General features: G+C 61.3%; 25 protein-coding genes, 1 tRNA gene and 3 pseudogenes. 17 read left to right on the top strand and 12 right to left on the bottom strand.

Annotation, left to right across the window (positions count from 1 at the left end):
* Positions 1–81: 81 nt before the first annotated feature.
* The 4 genes from scpB (at position 82) to der (ending at position 4056) form a co-directional block, all read left to right on the top strand.
* Complete coding sequence (gene scpB / locus ACTU46_RS04045; RefSeq protein ID WP_443379466.1) at positions 82–627, top strand: SMC-Scp complex subunit ScpB; 546 nt, start codon at positions 82–84, stop codon at positions 625–627.
* A 122-nt stretch (positions 628–749) separates the two neighbouring features.
* Entirely contained in the window at positions 750–1652 is a 903-nt protein-coding gene (locus ACTU46_RS04040; RefSeq protein WP_443379298.1) for a pseudouridine synthase, read from the top strand.
* Positions 1649–2380: a (d)CMP kinase gene (gene cmk, locus ACTU46_RS04035; protein WP_443379295.1), complete on the top strand. Its 732-nt coding sequence runs from the start codon at positions 1649–1651 to the stop codon at positions 2378–2380. Before ACTU46_RS04040 ends, cmk begins: the two co-directional genes overlap by 4 nt.
* Positions 2381–2430: 50 nt before the next feature.
* The gene (gene der, locus ACTU46_RS04030) at positions 2431–4056 is read left to right on the top strand and encodes a ribosome biogenesis GTPase Der (protein ID WP_443379464.1); all 1626 of its coding nucleotides are present in this window, start codon (positions 2431–2433) and stop codon (positions 4054–4056) included.
* A 78-nt stretch (positions 4057–4134) separates the two neighbouring features.
* On the opposite strand, the gene ACTU46_RS04025 is transcribed toward der, so the two are convergent.
* From ACTU46_RS04025 to ACTU46_RS04015, 3 genes are all read right to left on the bottom strand, one after another.
* Entirely contained in the window at positions 4135–4350 is a 216-nt protein-coding gene (locus tag ACTU46_RS04025) for a hypothetical protein (RefSeq protein ID WP_443379293.1), read from the bottom strand.
* A 42-nt stretch (positions 4351–4392) separates the two neighbouring features.
* On the bottom strand, positions 4393–5136 hold the full coding sequence (locus tag ACTU46_RS04020) for a hypothetical protein (protein WP_443379290.1): 744 nt from the start codon (positions 5134–5136) through the stop codon (positions 4393–4395).
* A 319-nt stretch (positions 5137–5455) separates the two neighbouring features.
* Complete coding sequence (locus ACTU46_RS04015; protein ID WP_443379287.1) at positions 5456–5620, bottom strand: hypothetical protein; 165 nt, start codon at positions 5618–5620, stop codon at positions 5456–5458.
* 214 nt (positions 5621–5834) lie between these two features.
* Here ACTU46_RS04015 and ACTU46_RS04010 point away from each other — a divergent pair, with 214 nt between their 5' ends.
* Positions 5835–6686 (top strand): hypothetical protein, encoded by an 852-nt coding sequence (locus ACTU46_RS04010; RefSeq protein WP_443379284.1) that lies wholly within the window; start codon positions 5835–5837, stop codon positions 6684–6686.
* A gap of 278 nt (positions 6687–6964) precedes the next feature.
* Entirely contained in the window at positions 6965–7519 is a 555-nt protein-coding gene (locus ACTU46_RS04005) for a hypothetical protein (RefSeq protein WP_443379281.1), read from the top strand.
* Between the two features lie 411 nt (positions 7520–7930).
* Here ACTU46_RS04005 and ACTU46_RS04000 read toward each other — a convergent pair whose 3' ends face one another.
* Positions 7931–8563, bottom strand: a complete 633-nt coding sequence (locus tag ACTU46_RS04000; RefSeq protein WP_443379279.1) for a vitamin K epoxide reductase family protein — start codon at positions 8561–8563, stop codon at positions 7931–7933.
* A gap of 143 nt (positions 8564–8706) precedes the next feature.
* Here ACTU46_RS04000 and ACTU46_RS03995 point away from each other — a divergent pair, with 143 nt between their 5' ends.
* Positions 8707–9363: a DUF4386 domain-containing protein gene (locus ACTU46_RS03995; protein WP_443379276.1), complete on the top strand. Its 657-nt coding sequence runs from the start codon at positions 8707–8709 to the stop codon at positions 9361–9363.
* Here ACTU46_RS03995 and ACTU46_RS03990 read toward each other — a convergent pair.
* Positions 9327–10100 carry a class I SAM-dependent methyltransferase gene (locus tag ACTU46_RS03990; protein ID WP_443379273.1) on the bottom strand — a complete coding sequence of 258 codons (774 nt, stop codon included), beginning with the start codon at positions 10098–10100 and terminating at the stop codon, positions 9327–9329. The genes ACTU46_RS03995 and ACTU46_RS03990 overlap by 37 nt on opposite strands.
* Positions 10101–10135: 35 nt before the next feature.
* Between ACTU46_RS03990 and ACTU46_RS03985 the strand changes: the two genes are divergently transcribed.
* The 4 genes from ACTU46_RS03985 (at position 10136) to ACTU46_RS03970 (ending at position 15404) form a co-directional block, all read left to right on the top strand.
* Positions 10136–11596, top strand: a complete 1461-nt coding sequence (locus ACTU46_RS03985) for an ABC transporter transmembrane domain-containing protein (protein ID WP_443379270.1) — start codon at positions 10136–10138, stop codon at positions 11594–11596.
* 20 nt (positions 11597–11616) lie between these two features.
* Positions 11617–13356 (top strand): ABC transporter ATP-binding protein, encoded by a 1740-nt coding sequence (locus ACTU46_RS03980; RefSeq protein WP_443379462.1) that lies wholly within the window; start codon positions 11617–11619, stop codon positions 13354–13356.
* 25 nt (positions 13357–13381) lie between these two features.
* Positions 13382–14338 carry an alpha/beta hydrolase family esterase gene (locus ACTU46_RS03975; RefSeq protein ID WP_443379267.1) on the top strand — a complete coding sequence of 319 codons (957 nt, stop codon included), beginning with the start codon at positions 13382–13384 and terminating at the stop codon, positions 14336–14338.
* A 406-nt stretch (positions 14339–14744) separates the two neighbouring features.
* Positions 14745–15404: an MOSC domain-containing protein gene (locus tag ACTU46_RS03970; protein WP_443379265.1), complete on the top strand. Its 660-nt coding sequence runs from the start codon at positions 14745–14747 to the stop codon at positions 15402–15404.
* A gap of 21 nt (positions 15405–15425) precedes the next feature.
* Here ACTU46_RS03970 and ACTU46_RS03965 read toward each other — a convergent pair.
* Positions 15426–15544 (bottom strand): annotated as a pseudogene (locus tag ACTU46_RS03965) (IS5/IS1182 family transposase); the annotation flags it as partial.
* A 206-nt stretch (positions 15545–15750) separates the two neighbouring features.
* On the opposite strand from ACTU46_RS03965, the gene ACTU46_RS03960 reads away from it, so the two are divergent.
* Positions 15751–15960, top strand: coding sequence for a hypothetical protein (locus ACTU46_RS03960; protein ID WP_443379472.1), 210 nt, complete (start codon positions 15751–15753; stop codon positions 15958–15960).
* Between the two features lie 57 nt (positions 15961–16017).
* Here the strand turns inward: ACTU46_RS03960 and ACTU46_RS03955 are convergent, their stop codons facing one another.
* The 3 genes from ACTU46_RS03955 to ACTU46_RS03945 all read right to left on the bottom strand — a co-directional run bounded on the left by ACTU46_RS03955 (position 16018) and on the right by ACTU46_RS03945 (position 18813).
* A complete protein-coding gene (locus tag ACTU46_RS03955) occupies positions 16018–16734 on the bottom strand; it encodes an NADPH-dependent F420 reductase (RefSeq protein WP_443379262.1) in 717 nt (238 codons plus the stop codon).
* A 218-nt stretch (positions 16735–16952) separates the two neighbouring features.
* A complete protein-coding gene (locus tag ACTU46_RS03950) occupies positions 16953–18281 on the bottom strand; it encodes an NtaA/DmoA family FMN-dependent monooxygenase (RefSeq protein WP_443379260.1) in 1329 nt (442 codons plus the stop codon).
* A gap of 37 nt (positions 18282–18318) precedes the next feature.
* Positions 18319–18813 (bottom strand): flavin reductase family protein, encoded by a 495-nt coding sequence (locus tag ACTU46_RS03945; RefSeq protein ID WP_443379257.1) that lies wholly within the window; start codon positions 18811–18813, stop codon positions 18319–18321.
* Positions 18814–18923: 110 nt separating this feature from the next.
* On the opposite strand from ACTU46_RS03945, the gene ACTU46_RS03940 reads away from it, so the two are divergent.
* The 4 genes from ACTU46_RS03940 (at position 18924) to ACTU46_RS03925 (ending at position 21467) form a co-directional block, all read left to right on the top strand.
* A complete protein-coding gene (locus tag ACTU46_RS03940) occupies positions 18924–19508 on the top strand; it encodes a TetR/AcrR family transcriptional regulator (RefSeq protein WP_443379254.1) in 585 nt (194 codons plus the stop codon).
* 354 nt (positions 19509–19862) lie between these two features.
* Positions 19863–20201: a hypothetical protein gene (locus tag ACTU46_RS03935; protein WP_443379252.1), complete on the top strand. Its 339-nt coding sequence runs from the start codon at positions 19863–19865 to the stop codon at positions 20199–20201.
* 358 nt (positions 20202–20559) lie between these two features.
* Positions 20560–20883, top strand: a complete 324-nt coding sequence (locus tag ACTU46_RS03930) for a hypothetical protein (RefSeq protein WP_443379250.1) — start codon at positions 20560–20562, stop codon at positions 20881–20883.
* A gap of 380 nt (positions 20884–21263) precedes the next feature.
* Positions 21264–21467, top strand: coding sequence for a cold-shock protein (locus ACTU46_RS03925; RefSeq protein ID WP_156226537.1), 204 nt, complete (start codon positions 21264–21266; stop codon positions 21465–21467).
* 97 nt (positions 21468–21564) lie between these two features.
* On the opposite strand, the pseudogene ACTU46_RS03920 reads toward ACTU46_RS03925, so the two are convergent.
* Positions 21565–21721 (bottom strand): annotated as a pseudogene (locus ACTU46_RS03920) (IS6 family transposase); the annotation flags it as partial.
* Positions 21722–22638: 917 nt separating this feature from the next.
* Positions 22639–22767: pseudogene (locus tag ACTU46_RS03915) on the bottom strand (IS6 family transposase); the annotation flags it as partial.
* A gap of 172 nt (positions 22768–22939) precedes the next feature.
* On the opposite strand from ACTU46_RS03915, the gene ACTU46_RS03910 reads away from it, so the two are divergent.
* Complete coding sequence (locus ACTU46_RS03910) at positions 22940–23065, top strand: hypothetical protein (RefSeq protein WP_443379247.1); 126 nt, start codon at positions 22940–22942, stop codon at positions 23063–23065.
* A 300-nt stretch (positions 23066–23365) separates the two neighbouring features.
* Here ACTU46_RS03910 and ACTU46_RS03905 read toward each other — a convergent pair.
* A tRNA-Pro gene (locus ACTU46_RS03905) sits at positions 23366–23439 on the bottom strand.
* Positions 23440–23510 lie beyond the last annotated feature (71 nt).

The following is a 23510-nucleotide window of genomic DNA, read 5'->3' as shown; positions in this document are numbered from 1 at the left end:
AATACGTTAAATAGCCATTTTAAACTGTTTAAACTAACTCCGCCAGGGGTAAGGTCAGCCACTGTGAGCAGTGAACTACCCATGATCTCCCAGCAACGGTCCCGGATCGAATCTGTCCTGCTGGTAGTGGATACCCCGGTGCCGGTGGCGCAGCTGGCCAAAACCCTGGACCTGGAAACCGGGACGGTCGCCCAGATCCTCCAGGAGATCGCCCAAGAGTATGACGACCGAGGCTCCGGCATTGATCTGCGCGAGAGTGAGGAAGGGTGGCGGCTCTATACCCGCACGGACAATGCCGCTGCCGTGGAACGGTTCCTGCTCGACGGTACCCAAGCCCGGCTCTCCCGCGCCGCCCTGGAGACTTTGGCGGTGGTGGCCTACCGGCAACCCTGCACCAGATCCCAGGTCTCCGCCGTTCGCGGCGTGAACGTCGATGGCGTGATGCGGACGCTGCAGCTGCGCGGTCTGGTCCGCGAGGTGGACACCGAGGAATCCACCGGGGCCCATCGGTACGTCACCACTGAACTCTTCCTGGAATTGATGGGCATTGACTCCCTGGACCGCTTGCCGGACCTGGCGCCGCTGCTGCCGGACATCGAATCGATCGACTCCCTGGATGAGTACTAGAAGATCCGCGGGGCATAGCACGGTGGGGAGGCCTGAGGTTGCGGGAATACCATGTGGGGGTGATTGTGGAGTAGGCTGGCGGCAGTAGTTTCAAATTTCATACTCAAGTTAGGACACTTAACGTGACCCCACCCGCTCGCCGAGACGGCACACCGGACAAGAAAGACTTCCGTCTCAGTCTTTCCGCACCCCGCAAGCAGCGCTCTGATGATGACATCGTCTCCCATGCCAAGCCTGCCCGCCGCCAGAACGTCAACATCTCCCAGCGTCGCCAGGGCGGCGAAGGCAATGGTGAAGGTGTGCGCCTGCAGAAGGTGCTCGCCCAGGCCGGAGTCGCCTCCCGCCGCCACGCTGAGATCCTCATCGACCGGGGCCGCGTCGAAGTCAACGACAAGATCGTGACCGTCCAGGGGATGCGCGTCAACCCCGATGTCGATGTCATCCGAGTCGATGGCGTGCGCATCAAGGTCAATGAAGACCTCGAATACCTCATCCTCAACAAGCCGCGCGGCATGCAGTCGACCATGGATGATGAATACGGTCGCCCCTGCATCGGCGACCTTCTCGCCGAGAAGACCTTCTCCGGCCAGCGCCTCTTCCACGTCGGACGTCTCGACGCCGACACCGAGGGCCTGCTGCTGCTGACCAACGACGGTGAGCTGGCCAACCGCCTGATGCACCCGAAGTACAACATCACCAAGACCTACCTGGCCACCGTGCTGGGAGAGGCCGACAAGGCACTGATCAAGGCCCTGCGTGATGGCATCGAGCTTGAGGATGGCCCGGCCAAGGCTGACTTCGCCCAGATCATTGACACCCACAACGGCCGTTCCCTGCTCCGGATCGAGCTGCACGAAGGGCGCAAGCACATCGTGCGTCGCATGCTCAAGGAGCTCGACTACCCGGTCCAGTCGCTGGTCCGCACCAAACTGCACACCCTTCAGCTGGGCGAGCAGAAGCCCGGCTCGATGCGTTCCCTGAACAACTCCGAGCTCACCAGCCTCTATAAGGCGGTGGGAATGTGAGTGAAGCTCAATTGAGCAACCAGCCCGAGCAGGGTCTGATCCTCGCCGTCGATGGCCTCTCCGGCACCGGCAAGTCCACGACCTGCCGCGCGCTGGCCAAGCGGCTGAACGCCCGCTACGTGGACACCGGTGCCATGTACCGGGTGGCCACCCTGGCGGTGCTGCGCGCTGGCGTCGACCCGGCAGACACTGCCGCGGTCATCGAAGCCACCCGTGAGCTGCCATTGGGCATCTCTGATGACCCTGATTCAACTCAGGTGCTGCTGGCAGGTGAGGATGTCTCCGTCGAGATCCGCGAGGCAGAGGTGACCCGCAACGTCTCCGCGGTCTCCGCGATTCCGGAGGTCCGGGTCAACCTGGTCAACCTGCAGCGGGAGCTGACGAAGCAGGCCCACCGCGCCATCGTCGAAGGCCGCGACATCGGCACCACGGTGCTTGTCGACGCCCCGGCCAAGGCCTACCTGACAGCTTCGGCGCAGGTACGTGCCCAGCGTCGCCACGATCAGGACCTGGCCGCCGGCCGCAAGATTGATTTTGACACCGTGCTGGCGGATGTCATCCGTCGTGATGAGCTGGACTCATCCCGGAAGACCTCCCCGCTGCGCCCTGCCGAGGACGCCGTCATCATTGACACCTCGGACATGGGTATTGAAGAAGTCCTCGACCAACTCGTTGAGCTGGTCCGAGATTCAGCTGAGGCAACTGCTGCTGAACAGGAAGGAAAGTAGTCGTGAGCGACAACACCAAGAACAACGGTCAAGGCGAAGAGCCGGAGACCATGTTCGTTTATCACACCCAGAACGGCGAAATGAATGCCGAGGGCGTCTTCCGCGATGAGGAAGAACTCGCCCCGGGTGGCGGCTACGCCAGTGCCGACTTCGATGCCGAGGACTTCAACTTCGAATTCAACGAAGCAGATTCCGCGGAGAATGAGCACGGCGAAGGCGAGTTCACCGAGACAGAGTTCATTGAGACCGATTTCGATGAATCCGAATTCGGCGCAGAAGACTACGGCGATGACTTCTCCGAGGAAGACTGGGAAGAAGCCGAGCGTACTTTCGGCGTGCAGCGCCCCGACACCGTCGAGGAAGCCCTGTGCACCGTCGCTATCGTCGGCCGCCCCAACGTGGGCAAGTCCACCATGGTGAACCGGTTCATCGGTCGCCGTGAAGCCGTGGTGGAGGACTTCCCGGGTGTCACCCGAGACCGCATCTCCTACCTCTCCGACTGGGGTGGCGTGCGCTTCTGGGTGCAGGACACCGGCGGTTGGGATCCCAACGTCAAGGGCATCCACGGTGCTATCGCGCGCCAGGCTGAGGTCGCCATGACCACCGCAGACGTCATCGTCTTCGTGGTGGACACCAAGGTCGGTATCACCGAGACCGATGAGGTCATGGCACGTAAACTTCAGCGTGCTGGCGTCCCCGTGATCCTGGCCGCCAACAAGTTCGACTCCGATTCCCAGCTCGCCGACATGACCGAGTTCTATGCACTCGGCCTGGGCGATCCTTGGCCGGTCTCGGCACAGCACGGCCGCGGCGGTGCCGACGTCCTCGATGAGGTGTTGCGCCAGTTCCCCGAGGTACCACGCTCGACCTCGATCACCGAGGGCCCGCGCCGTGTCGCACTCGTCGGAAAGCCCAACGTGGGCAAGTCCTCCCTGCTGAACAAGTTCGCCGGCGAGGAACGCTCCGTGGTGGACAATATCGGCGGCACCACCGTGGACCCGGTGGACTCCATGGTCCAGCTGGACCAGAAGATGTGGAAGTTCATCGACACCGCCGGCCTCCGCAAGAAGGTCAAGACCGCCACCGGCCACGAGTACTACGCCTCGCTGCGCACCCGCGGCGCGATCGACGCCGCCGAGGTCTGCATCATGCTTATCGACGCCTCGGAGCCGGTCTCGGAGCAGGATCAGCGCGTGCTCGCCATGATCCTGGAATCCGGTAAGGCGCTGGTCCTGGCGTTCAACAAGTGGGACCTCATGGACGATAACCGTCGTGATGACCTGGACCGCGAGTTCGACCAGCAGCTGGCACACCTGCCTTGGGTGCAGCGGGTCAACATCTCGGCCAAGACCGGCCGGGCCATGCAGCGTCTCGAGCCGGCCATGCTTGCCGCCCTGGAAAGCTGGGACAAGCGCGTCTCCACCGGCCAGCTCAACAACTGGCTGCGTGCGACCATCGCGCAGAACCCGCCGCCCATGCAGTCCGGCCGCCTGCCGAAGGTGCTCTTCGCCACCCAGGCATCCTCCCGCCCGCCGGTGATCGTGCTTTTCACCACCGGCTTCCTGGATGCCGGCTACCGCCGCTACCTGGAGCGCAAGTTCCGCGAGGAGTTCGGCTTCGAAGGATCGCCGGTCAAGATCGCCGTGCGTATCCGCGAGCGTCGCCAGCGTAAGTAGCAGTTTCGCTGAAGTGGGTGAAGCCCGCCGTGACCCTGTTTCAGGGTTGCGGCGGGCTTTGTTGTTGGTGGGGGTGCCTTAGCCAGCGCCGTTGATCTGAAGGTAGTGCTGGATGAATGGGTCGAAAGGCATCATGAGATCAGAGCTTAACTGCAGATAAGAGGGTGCAGCACCGCCGCCAATGATGCTGATGCTGGCGCCCATGATGTACAAGATGAGGGGAATGGCAATACTGCCTGACATCCCCTCAAAGACAGCGTTGTAGAGGTCAGGTGGGATGAGATTGAGATCCATGGAAAGAGTTCTTGTCTGGTGTGTCGGGTGATTCTCGGCAGGTCAGCGGTGGGTGATCTTGTCCACCTGGGCGCCGGCCAGGTCAACGATGAGCTGATCATCGACGGTGGCGGGTGCGGTGAGATAGAAATACACCCCGTCGACCTCGCCGGCGAGCACGGTGTTGGCCGGTTCGCTGGGGTTCTCCGCCGACTGCACCCGGGCGGCAGTAACTTCTTCGATTCCCTCGACCTTAAGGTCCAGCGGCTGGGTCTCATAGGGGAGCAGCAGCTCAGAACCTTCGTAGGCGCTACTCCGGACAAAATTCGCACATTCACCGAGGTCCCCGGGCACCCGTGGGGTGGTGGCACTGGTGGTAGCGAACACACTGATCACCGTGCCGTCGGCAGCAGCGAATTCAGAACTGGCGGTGGCGTTCGGCTCCTGGTCGAGCTGGACGAGAATATCCACCGCAGTCGGAAGGAGGGCACCACACTGCGCGGGCTCGGTGGTGGTGCCGCTGCTGGTCTCGGTGAGCACCGCGATCACGTCGGCGTCGTCCTCGGCCCCGCTGGCCAGGACCTCAGCGACATCGCTGTAGAGGTAGCCGGTGGGCGAGTCAGCCTCGGCGAGGATGACCTCGGAGGCCACTGCCGGGGCGGTGGCCACTGGTGCGGGAGTGGTCGATTCTAGGCTGCCCTCAGCAACCGGAGACCCTGCTTCAAAGGTATCCGGCTCCGTGGCGCAGGCGCTGAGGGCAACAGCGGAGGCGCCAGCGAGGGCGGTGAGGGCGAGGAATTTCTTCATGGGCGGGAGTCACTTTCTTCGAAGGTCGGTGGGCGGGTTTCTGCTGGTTCTGGGCGGGTTCTTCCATGGCCGGATGGGCTGTTCCAGAGAATCGGTGGAGCTGCCGCAGAGATCTCCACCGGGATTGTCGACCACTCACGGTGAGCCGACCGAGCACACCAAAGAACAAGCCGAAAACGACGGCGTAGTTACTGCTGAGCTATACCGGATCCATGGGAGTTCTTTCAGGAAAATATGATGTCTATCAAAGGAATAACCGGGGGCATCAGTGAAATCGTTACCTCGGGGGTACCCTCTGCCGGTGAGCAGTCGGTGTCTACTACCTAAATAACTCGGCCGGAGCTTCGTGGAGTTCAACCGTGACCCAAGAGCCGTCCCAGCAGGAAGTGACTGCGGCGGGAATCATTGCCAGGGAAAGCAGGGATCCTTCCGGTAGATCAGCACTATGATCTTCGATTCCTGCGGCATCGATGAGGAAGATCATGGTCGCACCCACAACATAGCCACTGGTGAACGTGGTTTTGGTGGGCAGCGGTGGGGGGAAACCTGAGTGTGGCGATGATCGCGCACTGGTCACCGCGGCTGAGTAGGTTTCGGATGTCGGGAAAGTCGGGATCATGTGTCCCCGCGTAGGAACCTGTCTCACCCAAATATGCACCAGCACTTACTACCGTATGAACTGCACTAATCTCAGGGACATGAGACCCGACCGGTACCACCTGATCCCGGACCTCCTGTTGATCCTGGCGGGTTTGGCGGGGTGGTTCCTCTTTTCCTACTTTTCCTCGACGGATCTCTTTCCTCAGATGGAACAAACTCTGCCCGCATGGATGGATCGTTTTCTCGTCCTGTTCATGATGGGTGGCGTTTTCATCGGGATCGCGGCCCTGATCTTCTCGGCGCTGTTCGACGCCGGAAAATGGTGGGTCCAAGTCCTGCTGATCGCTGCGGGAGTCGGTTTCTATGGGTTGGCATGGTGGTGGTTCTGGGTGGATCGGGGCCAGCCGATCATCTTCCACCCAGGATTCCTCCTGGTGATCTTGGCGGCAGGGGCCGTGTTCTCCGGCATTGTCTCTCTGGTATGGGGGATATTTCTTCGTTCGCCGGTGATTCGACCGGGCCCCGGTCAACGTTTCCGGGTGTTCGGGGCGTGGTTGCGCCGATTCTGGCCCCTGCTGGTACTCATCGCATTGGTGGTGGGGATCTGGGTGGGAGTGTCTAAGTGGTGGGAGTTGCGTTCAGATCCGGTGCTGCGCAATATCAACGGGCGGGAATCAGCTGCCACCGATCTCTCATCCCTCTATGAAGGAAATTGGAACACCTGGGAGATAGTGTGCCCCAGCGAGTACCCGCAGTTCTCACCGGATGAGATGGGGATCATGCTCACCGGTCCCGGTAGTCTGCATACGCTCCACCTCTATCCTCGGGAGCGACTGGATGGCTGCACCCGGGAGGTCGATCGCGGACCACACCCCATAGACCAGCACCTGCTCACCGAGGGCACAGAACCGGCGGTCATCGTGGACGAGCTGTCCAACCCTTATTACTGAACCGTGTTTGCCTCACAACCAGGGCGATCATGGGTGATCCCAGTAGATGCCGCCCCGCTGAGCTGCCAACAAGCCGCTAAAGGCGGCTAATAGTGACCGTGAATGCCAACGATGGCAGAAGAAGGGATGAGAGGGTAACAGGTATCTACGAGTAGTTCCGCCCGACTACAGGATCAGCTGGCACGGGGTCTACCCGGTACCGCGAACCTCAGTCCAGATCACCCCTGCTTTTGGTGTGACATCTGCAGGTTCCTGTTCGCTGACTTAGAGTTTACTGTGTGAAAATGTTCTCCCTCAAGACCGTTGCGGCGGTTGTACTCGTCCTGTCCCTGTCCCTGTCCCTGGCCACTACGCCCACTGCGAGCGCACAGTCCTCGACATCGGAATCGCCCGGGGAGGACGTCTTGACACTCGTGCCGGACCTGCTCAACCTGTCCTCGGTGGCCGGATTCGAGACCCCTTTCACCCCGGCGGGGAAGTCACCTTCGGCGCGGGAAGGCGCTGCCCTGCAGAGTGCAATTGAGACATTCCTGACACGCCAAGGGTACCGAATCGATCGTGGGGGAGAAGCCGAGGCAGAAGCATTGAAGTTGGCGAAACGGGGCTACAACGGTGAGTTCTGGCTGAACAGCAACGGTGTGTCGAATTCGATCTATTTTCCGCACGGCGAAGGCATGGTCTCAAAGGTGACACAACGCAACAAGGCAGCCACTACTGACTGGTACCTGAACAACTATCCCGGATGGGCCCAGAACCCGAAGCGCGCCGGAGTTCAGACCTGGGCTGAACCCGGCGGCGACATCTTTGTCGCCCAGTTCTTCACCTATCAGTAGCCATCACTACAACGCACAGCTAAAGCGCCGGTTCGGAAACCTATGGGCGGAATATTCATCGACTAAGACGGCTGTCCAGTACCGCCGGGCTGGCCGATTAAAGTGAACTCAACCAAAGGTGATGGCGCCCCGGATATCAGTACCTGGCTGCAGACGCGGGTAGTATCTCCTATTTTGTGAACCCCTATATCTAGGCGTGCTGTTGATGTCTGAGCAGTCATTATCCCGCGATATGGGGGTTCGAATAGCTGTATTTCGGGCGGGGGCAACATGTCAAGAGAGGTGGCAGGACTTTCTTTCCGGCTGCCTCAGCTGTTACAACGGCCAGTAGAATCCGCCGTGAGGCCCAGAAATAATCAAACCGCCCCGAGCTAGTGCTCGGGGCGGTTTGAGGGCGGCGTCGCTAAGCGATCAGAGGCCGAACAGGGCGTTGCCGAAGCGGGCCCAGATGGTGAAGAAGAAGATCAGGTACCAGGCGACGAGGATGAGTTCGCGGCATTTCACGCAGAAGACCCAGAATTTCTCGGCAGCGGTGGTGGCTTCCGCCGGATCCTCGGGGGCGATGATGTGGAGCAGGGAGAACCAGAAGATCGGGATGGTCACGATCCAGACCACGATGCACCAGGGGCACAGAGCGTTGATGGACTGCAGGCTCTCATAGGCGAGCCAGTGGATGAAGATCAGGGCCAGGGTGGTGCCGGCCAGGAAGCAGGCCCAGAACCAGGCGGCGAACTGGGCCCCAGCCAGGACCGCCATCCCGACCACAATGACACAGGTGAAACCGATGAGGCCGAGGATCGGGTTAGGGATGACAAAGACCGCGGCCTGGGAGGAATTGAGAATCGAACCACAGGCCAGCACCGAGTTGAAGGTGCAGGAGGGGATATGGGTCGGATCCTCCGCCATGATGAACTTCTCCATCAGCAGGATCGTCGACATGATCAGGCCGATCACACCGAGGATGACCATCAGGATGCCGTAGGGGCGGTCATTCATGGGGCGGCGGAGGCGGCGACCAGCCGTCGGGGTCTTCGTCGTGGTCATGGGAGTCCTTCTCGAAAATAGATGGGGTTAGGACTGATCGTAGTCCCGGTGGGGTCACCAGCACCCGGCTACCCGGCGCGATGCCGCTCCCGGAGATAAAATCAGGGCCGACCTCCCACCTCCTCGTATAAAGGGGATCTGCCGTGACTGTTTCCGCCCGGATCATCGCCGGCCTCGCCCTGCTGGGCATGGCGATTCTGGCACCGATCGCCCACTTCGGTTTCCTCGAGGCCCACCGCCGGGACAATGACCGGGCGACGGTGCGCAGTTTCACTGAATCCTGGGCTGATTTTCCCTGGGCGCTGGCCTGCCTGAGTGGGGTGGTGATTCTGGATGTGATCGTGGCACTGGCGCTCTATCGCGTCTTTTTCGGCTATGAGCAGCGACTTTCCGCCATCGCGGCCGGGTTGAGGTTGTTGTATGCGGCAGGGTTCGCGGTGGCCCTCAGCTTTCTCTACCGCCTGTACGCGGCTCCCGGGACCGTGGCTGATCAGCTCATCCCGCAGCTGGCCGCTTTTGACCGGTGGTGGGATGTCTCCCTGATCTTCTTCGCCGGGCATCTGCTGGTACTCGGCTGGCTTTGCCTGCGCCGGCGGGGATTGCCCGGTTGGCTGGGGGTGCTGCTGATCGTCGCCGGGCTCGGTTATCTGGCAGACAGCATTCTGGCGCTGTCCAGGATTGATCTCGGTGTCGAATTTTCCGTGGTCACCTTCCTCGGTGAGGTGCTGCTCATCGGCTGGCTGCTGGTCACCGGAGCCCGGAATCAGCTGCGCCGCAGCACAAAAGCATCACAACGGTAGGGGATGGCCAGTAGTTGGCCGGGCTGGAACTCGAGCCGCTCATAGAGGTACCAGCGCAGGTTCTCGGTGACCCGTGCCCGGATCTCCGGAGAGGATTTGAGCCAGTAGGAACGGGTCTGGGTGAGCAGGTAGAGCTGTTCGGGGGTCAAATACTGGGTCCAGGTGGTGCGCAGGGTCTCCGCCACCACCCAGGGGGCGCCGACCTCCGGGATAAAGCCCTCCTTGTGGATATCGCCGGCGTGCATGATGCGGGTCAGTCGCAGGACCCACGGGTGGGAGACATCGAGACTGTTCCACACCAGCAGCACTGAGCCATCGGGGCGCACCACCCGATCAAACTCCGCGGCGGCGGCCGGGGCATCCACCCAATGCCAGGTCTGGGCGCAGGCCAGCGCATCGACGGAGGAGTCTTTGAGCGCCGTTGCTTCGGCGGTGGCCCGCCAGACCGGCACCCCAACGCGCTCGCGCAGCACCTTGGCCATATCCGGGCTGGGGTCGAGCGCCAGCATCTCGTGCCCGGCGTCGACAAGCGCGGCGGTGAGTTTTCCGGTGCCCGCGCCGATGTCTGCGATGCGTTGGTGGCCGGCGAGCAGGTCGATGACGGCGGCGGGGTAGCCGGGTCGAATCGCGTCGTAGACCTCGGCGCCGCTGTCGAAGGCGCGGGCGGCGCGGATGCGTTCGGTCTCATCGGGGAAGTGGGGCAGGTCCCGGTTCGAGCGGGAATCGTAGGTGAACATTATTTATTAGGATACCCAGGCTAGAATCAGCAGCCATGCAGATAGCCTCCGGTCGTCCGGTCTCCAAGCTCCCCAAGCCAGATGACCCCAGGTGGTTGATCAAGACCGCGTTCTCCCAGCGGCCGTGGACCATCTACTCGGCGATCTTGATGGCGCTGGTCTTCGTGTGCAACGCCACCACCCCGGTTCTGATTGGTCGGGCGATCGACGATCTGGGCCGGGTGTGGCTGTGGATTGGCCTGCTGGCCGTCCTCTTCCTGGTCAATGGTTTCTGCGGTTGGCTGGGGCGGTGGCTGCTCAATCGTTCGGCGCTGCTGGTCGGACATGATCTGCGCATGGCGGTCACTGATCGGATCCAGGACCCCCGTGGCATGGCGGGACAGAAGCGTACCGCCGGTGGCCTGCTCTCCATCGCGAGTTCGGATACCCAGCGGGTGGCGGATGCGGTGATGATGACGGTCTTCCCGGTCGCCGAGATCACCGCCGTGATCTATGTGGGCGTGATGATGCTGTATATTTCCATCCCCTTGGGCATTGCGGTTCTGATCGGCGGCCCGCTGGTGGTGTGGATTGCGCTGAAGGCGGCGACCCCGCTGCGCCAGCGCTCCAGCGCCCGGCAGCGAGCTCTGGCGCGGGCCGCCTCCACCGCCACCGATGTGGTGGAGGGGTTGCGCATTCTCAAGGGCCTGGGTGCCGTGGCCACCGTCCGCGGACGTTATGGCAAGGTCTCCGATCAGGCCTATGAGAAGACCATCAATGCCAATGCCGCCGAGGCGCGGTTGAACGCCACCACGGAATCCGTCGGTGCCATCTACGTCATCGGGATTGCGCTGGTGGCCGGGGCCATGGCGGTTAATGGCCAACTGAGTATCGGCCAGCTGATCACCGCCATCGGGCTGACCCAGTTCATCATCCATCCGATGACCATGTTGGGCAAGAACCTGGCCTCACGCTGGGCTTCGGCGGCGGCCTCGGCACAGCGCATCACTGAGATTCTCCGCGCCGAGCCGGCCCGGGCCGATGATCTTGAGGACGCCGTGATCGACGCCCTCCCGCAGGGATTGATCGTGGTGCGGGGCTCCATGCCGGAGGAGCTGGAGCTGCTGCCGCGCCATCGCGCGGTCGTCGCACCCCATGCCGCTGATCTCTTCGAGGGCAGTGTTATCGCCAATGTTCACCCGGACCCGGAGGTGGCACAACAGGCGCTCTATATCGCCTCCTGCGATGACATTCCCGGCGGTGTGGACCGCGAAGTTGGGGAATCCGGCCGCAACCTCTCCGGCGGTCAGCGCCAGCGGGTGGCTCTGGCCCGTGCCATCGCCGCGGACCCGGAGGTGTTGATCCTGCAGGACCCGACCACTGCGGTGGATTCGGTCACCGAGCAAACCATCGCCCAGCGGATCGCCGCTCACCGGCTCAGTAGCAGCCGCACCCTGGTGTTCACGAATGCGCCCGCCTGGATCGCGGTCGCCGATTCCGTGGAGGTCTCCCTGTGAGTAGCACACCCGACGCAGATCTGCGGTTCCCGATCGCCAACTGGCCCCAGGTCCGCCGGGAACTCTGGCGCCACATCAAGACCATCCCCGGTGCCGGGCGCCAGTTCTTCCTGGCTATCGTGCTGCTCGGCCTGGGGGCTGCGGCGAATGTGACCATCCCCAGGCTGCTGGGGCAGATCGTGGACCTGGTGGCCGGCAACTCCGAGAAGACCATCCTCGGAATCGGCATCAACCTGGTCATCGTCGCCGCTGCCTCGGCGATGCTGGGGGCCGCCGGCTTCTACCTCCTGGCGCGGTTGAGCGAGCGGGTGATCGCCAACCTCCGTGAGGAAATGGTGGGCACCGCACTCGGCCTGCCGGTCCACCAGGTCGAGGATGCCGGCACCGGCGACCTGGTCAGCCGATCCACCGATGATGTCGCCGAACTCTCCTCGGCAGTGACTGAAACCGTGCCCGCCCTATCCAGCTCGGTCTTCTCCATCGTGGCCACGGTCATCGCCCTGATGACCCTGAACTGGCAGTTCCTACTCATCCCGGTGCTGGTGGGCCCGGTGTACTACTTCGCCGCCCGGCAGTACCTCAAGCGGGCCCCGCAACGCTACGCCGCCGAGCGGGCCGCCATGGCGGAGCGCGCCCGGCGCGTGCTCGAGGCCATCCGGGGGCGCGCCACCGTCCGGGCCTTCCAGATGGAACCCCGGATGCACCACCGGATCAACGGTACCTCCACCGCGGTCGTCGAAAATGGCCTGCGGGCGCGGGTGACCATGCTGGTGCTGCAGAACTGGGTCACCTTCGGTGAATTCCTCATGCTCGGCTCCGCCCTGTTCATCGGCGCAATGCTGGTCAACCAGGGTGACCTCACCGTCGGTGCGGTCACGGCCGCCGCCCTGATGCTGATCCGGGTGCGTGGCCCGGTGATGGGCATGATGCGGGTGATCGACACCATCCAGTCCGGCTACGCCTCCCTGTCCCGCATCGTCGGCGTGGTGGTGGACCCGCCCAAGCCGATCCCGGACTCCGGAGCCCCGGCGCGCAGCGGCCAGGTGATCATGGACCAGGTCAGCTTCAGCTACGGCGGGGGTTGGGCGGTCCGCAAGGTGGATTTGCGCATCGAACCGGGCGAGACCATCGCCCTGGTCGGCGCCTCCGGGGCCGGCAAGACCACCGTCGCTGCGCTGCTGGCCGGCCTGCGAATCCCGGACGAGGGTTCGGTGAAGATCGACGGGGTGGAGGTATCCGAGCTTTCCGACGCCGATCGCGTGGCACGACTGGCCATGGTGTCGCAGGAGGTACACGTCTTCTCCGGCACCCTGCGCGAGGACCTCACCCTGGCCAAACCAGAAGCCACCGATGCCGAGATCAGGGAGGTGCTCAACCGGGTCCGCGCCCAGTGGGTCGAGGATCTCCCCGAGGGGCTGGACACCGAGGTCGGCGCCCGGGGCATCGTGCTCGAGCCGATTGCGGCACAGCAGCTCGCTCTGGCTAGAATTCTCTTGTTGGATCCCAAGGTGGTCGTCATGGATGAGGCCACCGCCGAAGCTGGATCAGCAGGTGCCGGTGAGCTCGAGGCCGCCGCTGAGGAAGTCACCCGGAACCGGGCCGCCCTGGTGGTCGCGCACCGCCTGGATCAGGCTTCCCGTGCTGATCAGGTGCTGGTCATGGATGGCGGCCAGGTCGTCGAAGCCGGCACCCACGAGCAGCTGCTCCAGGCCGGGGGACAGTATGAGAAACTCTGGGCCGCCTGGTCCATGGGACGCTAGAAACTATCACGCGGGAAAGGACCGGATGCGGACACTGGTGCTGAAGGTGGCAGGAGCGGCCTCCTGCCTGCTACTCGGGGGCGGACTGCTCATGGGCTGTGCGGCCAACGAATTTGATCACACCGCGGAAGCGGCGGCACCCACCACGGTGACCATGCCCGACCGGGTCCCCTCGAATGCCCCGAAGCTCACCGGTCCCGCGCCGGGAGAGTCCACGGAGGTGGAATTGAAGTCCTCCAACCGGGACCGGAAGTTCATTCTTTCGGTACCCAGCGGCTATAGCCCGGGGGAGCGGTGGCCGATCATCTTCGCCTTTCACGGTTGGGGAGAGAACGCCAAGATGATCCACGCCTACTCCAACCTCGGTGACTCCCGGGCGATCGTCGTCTACCCGCAGGGGGTGGACGATGCCTGGGAGGGTGCCCCCTACGCCAAGGTCAAAAACGGTGAGGACCTCACCTTCGTCGAAGATATCCTGGCCTCACTGCGCTCGACCTACTCGGTGGATGATTCCCGCATCTTCGCCAGCGGATTTTCCAATGGCGGGGGGTTTGCCGCCCTCCTAGGCTGCCGGATGAACGATGAATTCGCCGGGGTGGCCTCGGTCTCGGCGGCCTACTACGCCAGTATCTTCCGGGACTGCGCAGACACCCCGCTCGCGTTGCTGGACATCCACGGCACGATGGACCCTGTCATCGATTATTACGGCGGCACCCGCCATGGCGCCACCTATGCTCCGGTCCAGGATGTGCTCGATAATGCCGCCACCCGCAACTCCTGCACCGGCCCCGTCAGCACCACCCGGATCAATGCCTGGGCACTGCGCCAGGACTGGACCGGCTGCGGCCATCCGCTCTCCCACATTCGGGTCGGTGGCGGTGGCCATGTCTGGCCCGGCGCCGAAGAGGACACCTACGGCAATGTGCCCAAGGATTACGCCACCGAGCAGATCCTGCGCTTCTTCGGCGTGGCCAAGGCCTAGCCCGTTTATGCCCGTTTATGCCTGCTTATCGACGCCCCGCCTCCCCCAGCCTGGTGCTGTGGGAGGCGGGGTTTCCAGGTGGGCCTCAGGCCGTGACCGTGCCGCGCAGCCCTTCCAGGACGGTATGGGCCGAGAGCAATGAGGCGTTCATGTACCAGGAGTCATGGCCGGCCTTGACCGACTCCAAGGAAGCCCAGATGGGGAAGCGGAAGGATCTGGGCTACCGGCATGGACACCAGAGAAGACCCAGTCCGCATCGGCTTCGCTGAGCATCTCGGCGGAGAGATACTTACCCGCCTCATCGGTGAACTGCTGTAGCTGCGACGGCTAAAAGTTCTCGACATGAGAAAATTCCTTAGCCTTACATAATATGCCGGTCAATGTCTTCGGGCTAAACTTGTCGACCATGACCACCACCGTTCTGTCCACCAATATCGCCCACGTCCAGCCGGATCCCGGCGGTGCTGACCGCGTCAGCGGCATCGATAAACGTCCGGTCGAACAGCTCGAGGTTTTCCAGCCAGGGCCGAACTACGGCGACGGCTCCGGAGTCCGGGGAGATGTCATCGGGGACAGTAAACACCACGGTGGCGAGCATAAAGCGGTCTACGCCTTCGCCCGGGAGGAGCTGGACCACTGGCAACGCGAACTCGGGCGCCCGTTAAACAACGGCTCCTTCGGGGAGAACCTGACCACCATCGGAATCGACCTGGGGGAGGTAATCATCGGCCAACGCTACCGGATCGGCACGACTGTGCTGGAAGTATCCGTCCCACGCACCCCCTGCCGGACCTTCGCCAGCTGGCTGGCGGAAAAGGGATGGGTGAAAACCTTCGCCGCTCGCCAGCAATGCGGGGCCTACTTCCGCGTCATCGAACCCGGGAAGATCGCGCCGGGAGATCAGCTGGTGCTGCTCCAGACCCCCACGCATCAGGTCACCATGGCCATGGCTTTCCGGGCGAAGATGGGGGATAGGGAGGCCGCCCGACCGGTGGTGGCAGCCCAGTGCCTGCCGGGACACCACCACGAACAGTTGGTGAAGCTGGTGGGCCAGGATCTGAATTAGGGTTGGCGCGGATAGTGAGGATCAAGGCCAGCGGGTAGGACGCGAGTCCCCGCGATAGCTCGTCCACGCCTCAGGAATCATCGACGCAGGATGATCACGGCGTTGGCTAAGGCAATAAAAGCCTCGATCACCCGCTCACGCTCATGGACAGGCGGACTTGGCAAGCAATGACCTCAGACTATGTGGGCCTTCCCCGGCGTCGTGTGCATGCGAGGCTCTGGTTTCTTCTGCTGAGAACCATCATTGATGAGCTCGGGGCCACCGCTTCTGGATATGGAAAGGATCAGAACTGGTCCCGTGCAGTATGGAAGCATCTCGGTTATTGACATAGGTCCGGACAGTCGGGGTGTCTACCAAACGGGGGTCAGGTTCGTCGGAAATTTTCGGCTTCGCGATCGCGGACCACATGCGCACCAAGCTGGTGCCGGACGCTTTAAAAATAGCGAAAGGCCAGCGAGGAAGTCTTAACGGGGCGATTTTAGGTGCTGTTGCCAACTCGCGTTCTGGCGAAAACGGCGGATCCGCCACTTACATTGTGCTGCAAGCTATCAAATAGTTAGCAAGCGCAAAATCCTATGCGCAACAGCGCCCCATGGTGCGTGTGTGACAGGACTCAGAAAACGCGGTCGGCCACTGTGATCCGGGTGGCTGAGGCCAGCACTTCCCTGACCTGCTGAGCTGTCGTGGGGCCGGGGGTCGAGGAGAGCAACTGCTCATCGGGGGTGGCCGCGTCCGCGAGATAGATGCGGGTGTAGCCAGCCGCCTCCGGTTCAAACTTCCAGGTATCGGCGAGGGTGCCAGCATCGACAGAATCGAAACCCAGCCGGTCAATGATGGCCGTGGCTTCGCGTTTAGCCGCCTCGTCATTAGACGCGATCGGCAGAGCCGTGCGTTCAGGCACACCGGCAGGCCGGGCCAGCTGGGGGATGTGGTGAGCAAGAATGTTGCTGAAGGCCTTGACCAGGCGGGGGCCATCGAGCCACTCGAGCACCAGTTCGCTGGTGGTCATGGTCTCACTGTCGAGCTCGGCAATACGGCCATCCCGCGAGGGATAGTAGTTGCTGGTATCCAAGATGACCTTGCCCGATAGCTGTTCTGCCGGGATCTCCTTGACCGCCGGCAACGGGATTGATAATACGATCGCATCCGAGTCACGGAGTACTTGCTCGACGGTGCCGGCGGTAGCGCGTGGCCCGAGCTCGGCGATGAGATCCTGCAGTGTTTCAGGACCGCGGGAGTTGGCGAGGACGATATCCATATCGGCGTTGACTGCCAGGCGGGCGATGGCCGACCCGATGTTTCCGCTTCCGATGATTCCCAATGTGTGCACGCTAAGTTCCTATCTTTGAATAGTTGGGAGTGCGAGGCGTCGCGACTCCTTGAGTGTTGTTTTCTTGAACGCCTTTAGTAGTGGCGGTCACAAGGTGAAAAATCCGCTAGCCAGGGCGGGGGCCACCGTCCGGCCCCCTTTGATGTTCCCCGGTTAAACAGTCCGTAGCAAGGAGAACGGTTGCGGGGTGTTGGGCGAGCGTGGCTTTGGTTCCGGCATCACGCAGAGCCCAGTCGCTGGTCAATCCCGTACTGATACGGAGCACCCAGGTGGTCGCGTAGGGTCTCTCCCTCGTAGTCGTCGTGGAATAGTCCTCGGTGCTGCAAGATCGGCACGACCTGGTCTACGAAGGTATCAATGCCGTCTTCGTAGACATTCGGGGAGAGCCAGAACCCATCACAAGCGCCAGCCTCGAACCACTCCTGCATGTGGTCGGCCGTCACGCTAGCCGGGCCGATGGGGGAGGGATGATAATCGATGATCCCGTGGTAGAGGATATCGCGTACGCTCCATCCTTCATGGGCGAGCTCGAGAGCCTTTGCGGACCGGGGATCGGAGGGGTTTGCGTGAGCGGCAGCCAGTTTCTGGGCGCTGAGTGGTGCGTCCAGGTCATCGGGGGACAACGAAATGCTCAGCATCATCCCGAGGTAGCTGACACGTTGCCGGATCATGGGCTCAACAAATTGACCGCGGCGGTCTAATGCCTCGCGCACGGTCGGGGCAATCGTGGGCATTATGCCAGCGATGAATTTGACCTCGTTTGGATCCCGGCCGGCCTGTTCGGCTGCCTGGCGGACGCTATCGCGCTGGCGTTTAGCATCCTCGAGGGTAAACGTGGCCCCGATGACGGCGCTGGCGTAGTGGCCGGCCAGGCTCAAACCATGGGGGCTGCCGCCGGCCTGGAAGATGACCGGTTGTCCCTGCGGGGAGGGCGGGATTTCCAACGGCCCCCGGGAGGCGACGTGTTGGCCCTGCAGGTTGATGGGCTGAATTTTGGTGAGATCAGCGAAGATTCCCGATTCTTTATCGGCCACCCAGGCGTCTTCCTGCCAGCTACCCCACAGGGCCTGGATGATCTGGATGACCTCGTGGGCGCGCGCGTAGCGGGTGTCGCGGTCGGCAATCTGTTGGCCGTAGTTGGCGGCAGCCATTGGGTCCGAGGTGGTTACGGCGTTCCAGCCGATGCGTCCACCGCTGACCACATCGAGGGTTTTGAGCAGTCGTGCCAGGTTATAGGGTTCGAAAAATGTTGTTGAGGCTGTCGTGGTGAAGCCAATCTTTTTCGTCTCCCGGGCCAGGACAGCCATGGTGATGAACGGGTCCATGGTCATCTGGGGTGCCACGTCATTAGATTTCTGAGATTGTGCGGGAAAGTCCGGCAGGAACAGGAACTGGAGCTTTCCCCGTTCGGCGGCCTGGGCGTAGCGCACGTGGGCATCGATGTTGGTGTAGTTGTAGGGGTCGACGTTATCTGCCCGCCAAGCGTGTGCTTGTGAGCCATAACCGTTGCCCATGTGCATGCCGATGAGCATCTTTTTCTCAGTCACTATTGGAGACCTCTCTTAGTAGAGCGCGGGTGGGATGTTAACGAGCCAGTTCATGGAGTTGACCATTGTGGAACACCAGTGGAGTGGCATCGTGGTCACGGTGATGCCCCGTGATCTGAAACAGTGAAATGACGTGGTCTCCTGCCTCAATCACGGAATGCAGCTCAGCAGTTAAAGTGGCTGCGGCACGTGGGAGCAACAGGGCGCTGTCACCGCATGTGTACATGTCGACTCCATCGAATCGGTGCGTGGCCGGACGACGAAGGAGTCCAACATGTGCTCGGTCATCAGCCTGCAGGATGGAGATGCCTACCTGCCGGGATTGCGAGAGAACCGGCCAGGTGGTTGATGTGCGCGCAAAGCTCATTGAAACCAGAGGTGGATCCAATGAGACTGAGGTAAAAGAATTCGCGAGCATGCCCACCGGTTTCTTGTCTATCTCAGCGGCAATCAGTGCGATGCCGGTGGGGTAAGCACCAAAAGTCTGTCGAAGGGTAAGCGGATCGAGAATGGGGGCGGACGGATCTGCCATGAGCATCCTTGTGGGGAGGGAGGATTCGGGACTATAGTTAAGCGGAGGAACTCTCCACTAAAGGGAGACAATACGGAGATGGTCTCCGTCTAGCAAATGAAAGGGCTCCCATGACAACACTCGGCGGACGAAGCACCAGGTCAGACGCAACAAAAAATCGTGCACACATCCTCTGCATCGCAGAAGGGATCTTTGCGGAACAGGGCCTTGACGTGCCCATGGACACCATTGCCAAGAAGGCTGGGGTGGGGGCGGGCACCTTGTATCGTCACTTCCCCAACCGGGACGCGCTGGTCGCTACTGTCGTCGATGAGCGCGTGGGGGATCTGCGGCAGGTGCATCGCACTCTTGTTGCTTCCGAACAAGGCGTGTCTGAGAAGCTTGGGCAATGGCTGGAGGCGATGCGGTCGTGGATGACCAGCTACGACGGCCTCCCGGAGCCGTTGCGACGAGCGTGGGAAGATGAAGAAACGCCCCTAGGGGTCAATTGCACAGAGGTCATCGCGATGACCGAGGAGTTCTTGCAGGATGCCCAGTATGAGGGGTCTGCCCGACCTGATCTCTCGGCCCGTGATCTTTATCTGGCTAACCTCGGTGCTGCCTGGGCTGCCGCTGCCCCTCTGGCAGATACTGGCACCAGCAAGGTCGTTGCCACCCTCCTTTCCTCGGGATGGCAGGTAATCCCTGGGAACTAGCGTTTCCGCTGGCTGTGTCTACGCTAGAACTCAAGATGTGGGCAGGGCTCGGTGAGCTCTGTCGATCGGTCGATGCTGGTGTCGGGATCTTCTTTCCCTGGCGCTGCTGCAAACAGGAATTTCTGCTTACTAACTATGTGCGGTGCAGTTGCGGAGTTGGTGTGTTCGGCTCTCCGCTCAACTGTGCAACAACATCTCCGAATCCTTCCCTTGACTTCTACTGTGACCCGTATCACGCTAATGAGTGTCCCTACTAGTTGCCATCACTAGTGAATATCCCATAGGTGCTTTCACCGGGGGCGGGGCACTGAACCTCATCGGCAGACGGGCATCGCCCGCCCAGCCTCGCGCACGTTGAGCATTAAGGAAGACGTCATGTATGCCGTCGCCGCCACATGGAACATCGCGAACGAGTCGGACAACTGGCTCGCTGGATTTGAAGAACAGGTAGTCCCATTCCTGCAGACCCTGCCCGGTTTCGTCGGGGCCCGCGCTACTCGGGACCACGACGCCGCTGTCAACCACACCCTGACAATCTTCACCGACCGAGCCGATGCCGAACACCTCGTGGCACTCGACAGTGCACCCGATCGCCAGGCCCAGTGGGCTGCCGCCGGTGTCACTCTCGTGGGTGACTTGGCAATCGTGGAGGTGCTCTACGAATTCGACACCCGGACCCCGAGTCAGACCTGAGATCCTGGTTTCACTTTTGGTGGGCGAGAGGAGGCAGGTCAACCCTTGCCCCCTAACTGGAGGAGGCAAAAGAGATGTCTGAGTATGTGAAGACCACATTCGGTGACTTTGTCGCCTTCCAACGGTATGACGAGGAGGGTGGTTCTCGCACTGGCCCGGGTGTCCTCTTTGTGGCTGGAGCACTCTCGTGGCGTGCCGTTGACCCGGTGATAGATCGGACCGCTGAGCTGTTAGCGGAGCAGGGTATTTCCTCCCTCGTCTATGACCGGCTGGGGCGTGGGGAGTCCCCGGCAACCGGGCGGCGGAGTTCGGGAGACTGCTCGATGCCCGGGACCCGGGTGCCGCATTCAAGCTGTTCATGCGGGATGCGCCTCCGGAGTTGATCGAGCTGACCGAGTTCTCCGAGGTCTACCCAGTGATGGTTACTGAGGCTGAGAGTAACCGCCCTGATGCTGATGCCCTGGCTTGGGCGAAAACCGCCACGCGTGAGGAGGTTTTCGGCTCTGTGACAGTACCGGTGTGGGTGGTGGTCAGAGAGCAGACCTATCCGATGATGGTTACTGCTGCCGAGTGGGTTGCCGGGTCTATTCCCCAGGCTCATTGGAAGCGTGTGCCCGGTGCCCATCATGGCTGGGAACCAGGCCCCATGGCCCGGGAAGCGGGAGAACACTCCGCAACGTGAAATCTCCCTCCTTTGGCTGGCAGGCATGCCCCAGTGAAACAACTGTTCAGCAAGGGTGTTTCCCTTCCGGGGACTTGAAACATCTAAGCCTTTGAGGCGACCATCTGGGGGTACCACTGTTTCCGCTAAAACGCGAGTTTGCAGGGGAACTGAAAGCTCCACTATCGCTGGGCCTCGATTCATGGCACACTGGGTGATGGTCGCGGTTTCTGTGCGTAGTGTCTAGGCGCTCGCAAGAGATACACACGCGAGCGCCGAGTTTTCCTCAACACTGCAGTAACTGCGGAGGTTGATGGTTGACGAGGAGTTCCAACGACTCGAGCGTCAGCGCATCATGCTGGCGAACGTAGCATCGCCTCATCAGGAAAAAGGTAACAGATATGGCACAGGGAACTGTGAAGTGGTTCAACGGCGAAAAGGGCTTTGGTTTCATCGCCCCTAACGACGGATCCGCTGATCTCTTCGTCCACTACTCCGAGATTCAGGGCAACGGTTTCCGTACCCTCGAGGAGAACCAGCCGGTTGAGTTCGAGGTCGGTGAGGGCGCCAAGGGCCCGCAGGCACAGCAGGTTCACCCGCTCTAAGCCAATCGCTTGGTAAAGAATGACCGTCGGCCTTCGGGTGTGGCGGTTTTTCTCATCTTCGGGCCAGTTGGTCTCCAGTGGTCGTTGCAATAGTGCCCCAGAAAGCAGCCTGCCGGTTAGGCACCTGTCGATGACCAACGGGTTTGTTTATCTAGTTCAGGGGCGTATTTCTGGACCCACCGGTAGATGGTGGTGTGATCGACCAGCGCACCGCGTTCGGTCATCATTTCCCCGAGGTCCAAATACCTCACCCCTTAGCGGCCGTATCACCGTCCAGCCCTCGCAATGGGCCCCGTGAGGGAACTGCCGGTCGGAGAAGATATTCATGGCCCTAATTATTTCACGCAGATCTCCCTACTGCCCCAACTTTGCAACAGCACCGCCCTAACGATCCTTCTCATGTTGCAATCCAGGAGATTCCGCTAGGGCGTGCTGTTTTCCGGCCCGCGTAGCCGATACCCGAGTTCGCAACAACACCGTTTACATCACCATGGTGAATATCCGATCTCGTCCGGAGTGCAAATAGGAAGCCGTGAGATGAAATCTTCCGAGGCACCCCTGTTCCGCAACTCAATCCCGTTGTAGCAACCCTGCGTCATTCCCGTCTTAGTTATTCCAGCATGCTGGAAAACCCCCAACGCTGACCATCGAACTCAAAAGGCAAGCGCCAATCCGTCCCATCCTGCGATATCCACGCAAAATGACCATCGCAGTACTCCACAACGGTCCGATTTGAGCCATGCCACTCCCACAGTGCGTCATTGAACGCCTGAGGAGAACAGTCTCCACGCCGCGGCGCAGGAGCTGGCGCTGGTGAAGGGTGTGGCAAGCCAGGAAGCACACCGGGCAAGGGGTTAGGGATCAGTCCTTGCTGCGCCGCCCATAAGGCGCCACCGCCAAGAGCTGCGATCAATGCGGCGAGAGTGATGACCGGTCCCGCGGAGCTGCCCTCCTCGCTTGATGAGGAGGAAGACGCAGTCGCTTCCCCCGTGTCCTGTGCTGATGCTGGGACAGCCTGCATCGTCCCAGCTGTGACAGAAAAGGCGACGGCTAGCGCAACAAGTGTTCGTTTCATGCCTACAGCTTAGAGGGCGCCCCTCTTGAACCTGTGAAGTGCGAAATGAAACTCTAAGAGGGGACCTCGAGTTTTCAGTTTTTGGTCGACATTTAGCTCGATCAGTACACCGTGTTCGGTCATCATTTCCGTCAGGTCGCGATAGCTGAGCCTGTAGCGGCAGTACCATTGCACCGCCCGCAGAATGACTTCAGGAGTGAAAGGACGGCTCGAGAAGATACCCATTGATCGTTCCACGGTTAGGTCGCCAAGCCCCGAGTTTACAACAGTGCCCCAAGGTATTCCGCCGACCTGAGTAGCCGGATCCTTTTGGTCACATCAGAGATTATGTTTAGCGTTATGCTCCTTTGTGGGTGTTCAAAAGGTTACCCGTGAAGCTGACTCGAAGGAACGTTAAGTGCTGACCAATCTCTTGTTTTCCCTGCTGCTGAACAATGGTCCTGAGGTCACGGTGAATGAACCTGCGCTCACTTTTGTCACGAGCCAGGAAATCACGTTGTCCTCGGCTTCCGGGCTTTCCTGACCAGGGCGAGATGCAGCTGCCGGGGCCCGGAATCAATCGAAGTGTCGGCGAGCTAGCTCCCCTGGGTGTGGCTGGGGAAACAACACCAGACTGCCCACGAAGGGGCGTAGATAGGCCCTCCAGAGACTTCATGAAAGCAGGCCAGCAGATCATCGATGGCAGGGGAGTAACGGTGCAAACATCTGGGCATTGAGCTCTGCTGGCCCGGGCGAGACACCGTCAGCCAGTGAACCGCTGGAGGTGGAAAGCGGGAAAAGAAAATGACCGGAAAGTAGGAGTACTTTCCGGTCTATAAATTTGTCGGACTGACAGGATTTGAACCTGCGACCCCTACACCCCCAGTGTAGTGCGCTACCAAGCTGCGCCACAGTCCGCCGCCACACTCTTCGGTGCAACGAGAATTAGGTTACAACATTGTGAGTTGAAGGGCCTAATCCGCTGGTCA

It is taken from the genome of Corynebacterium sp. A21 (assembly GCF_052266655.1).
Taxonomy (GTDB): Bacteria; Actinomycetota; Actinomycetes; order Mycobacteriales; family Mycobacteriaceae; genus Corynebacterium.
The sequence above is the reverse complement of the archived record's forward strand: the minus strand, read 5'-3'. Positions and strand labels throughout refer to the sequence as shown.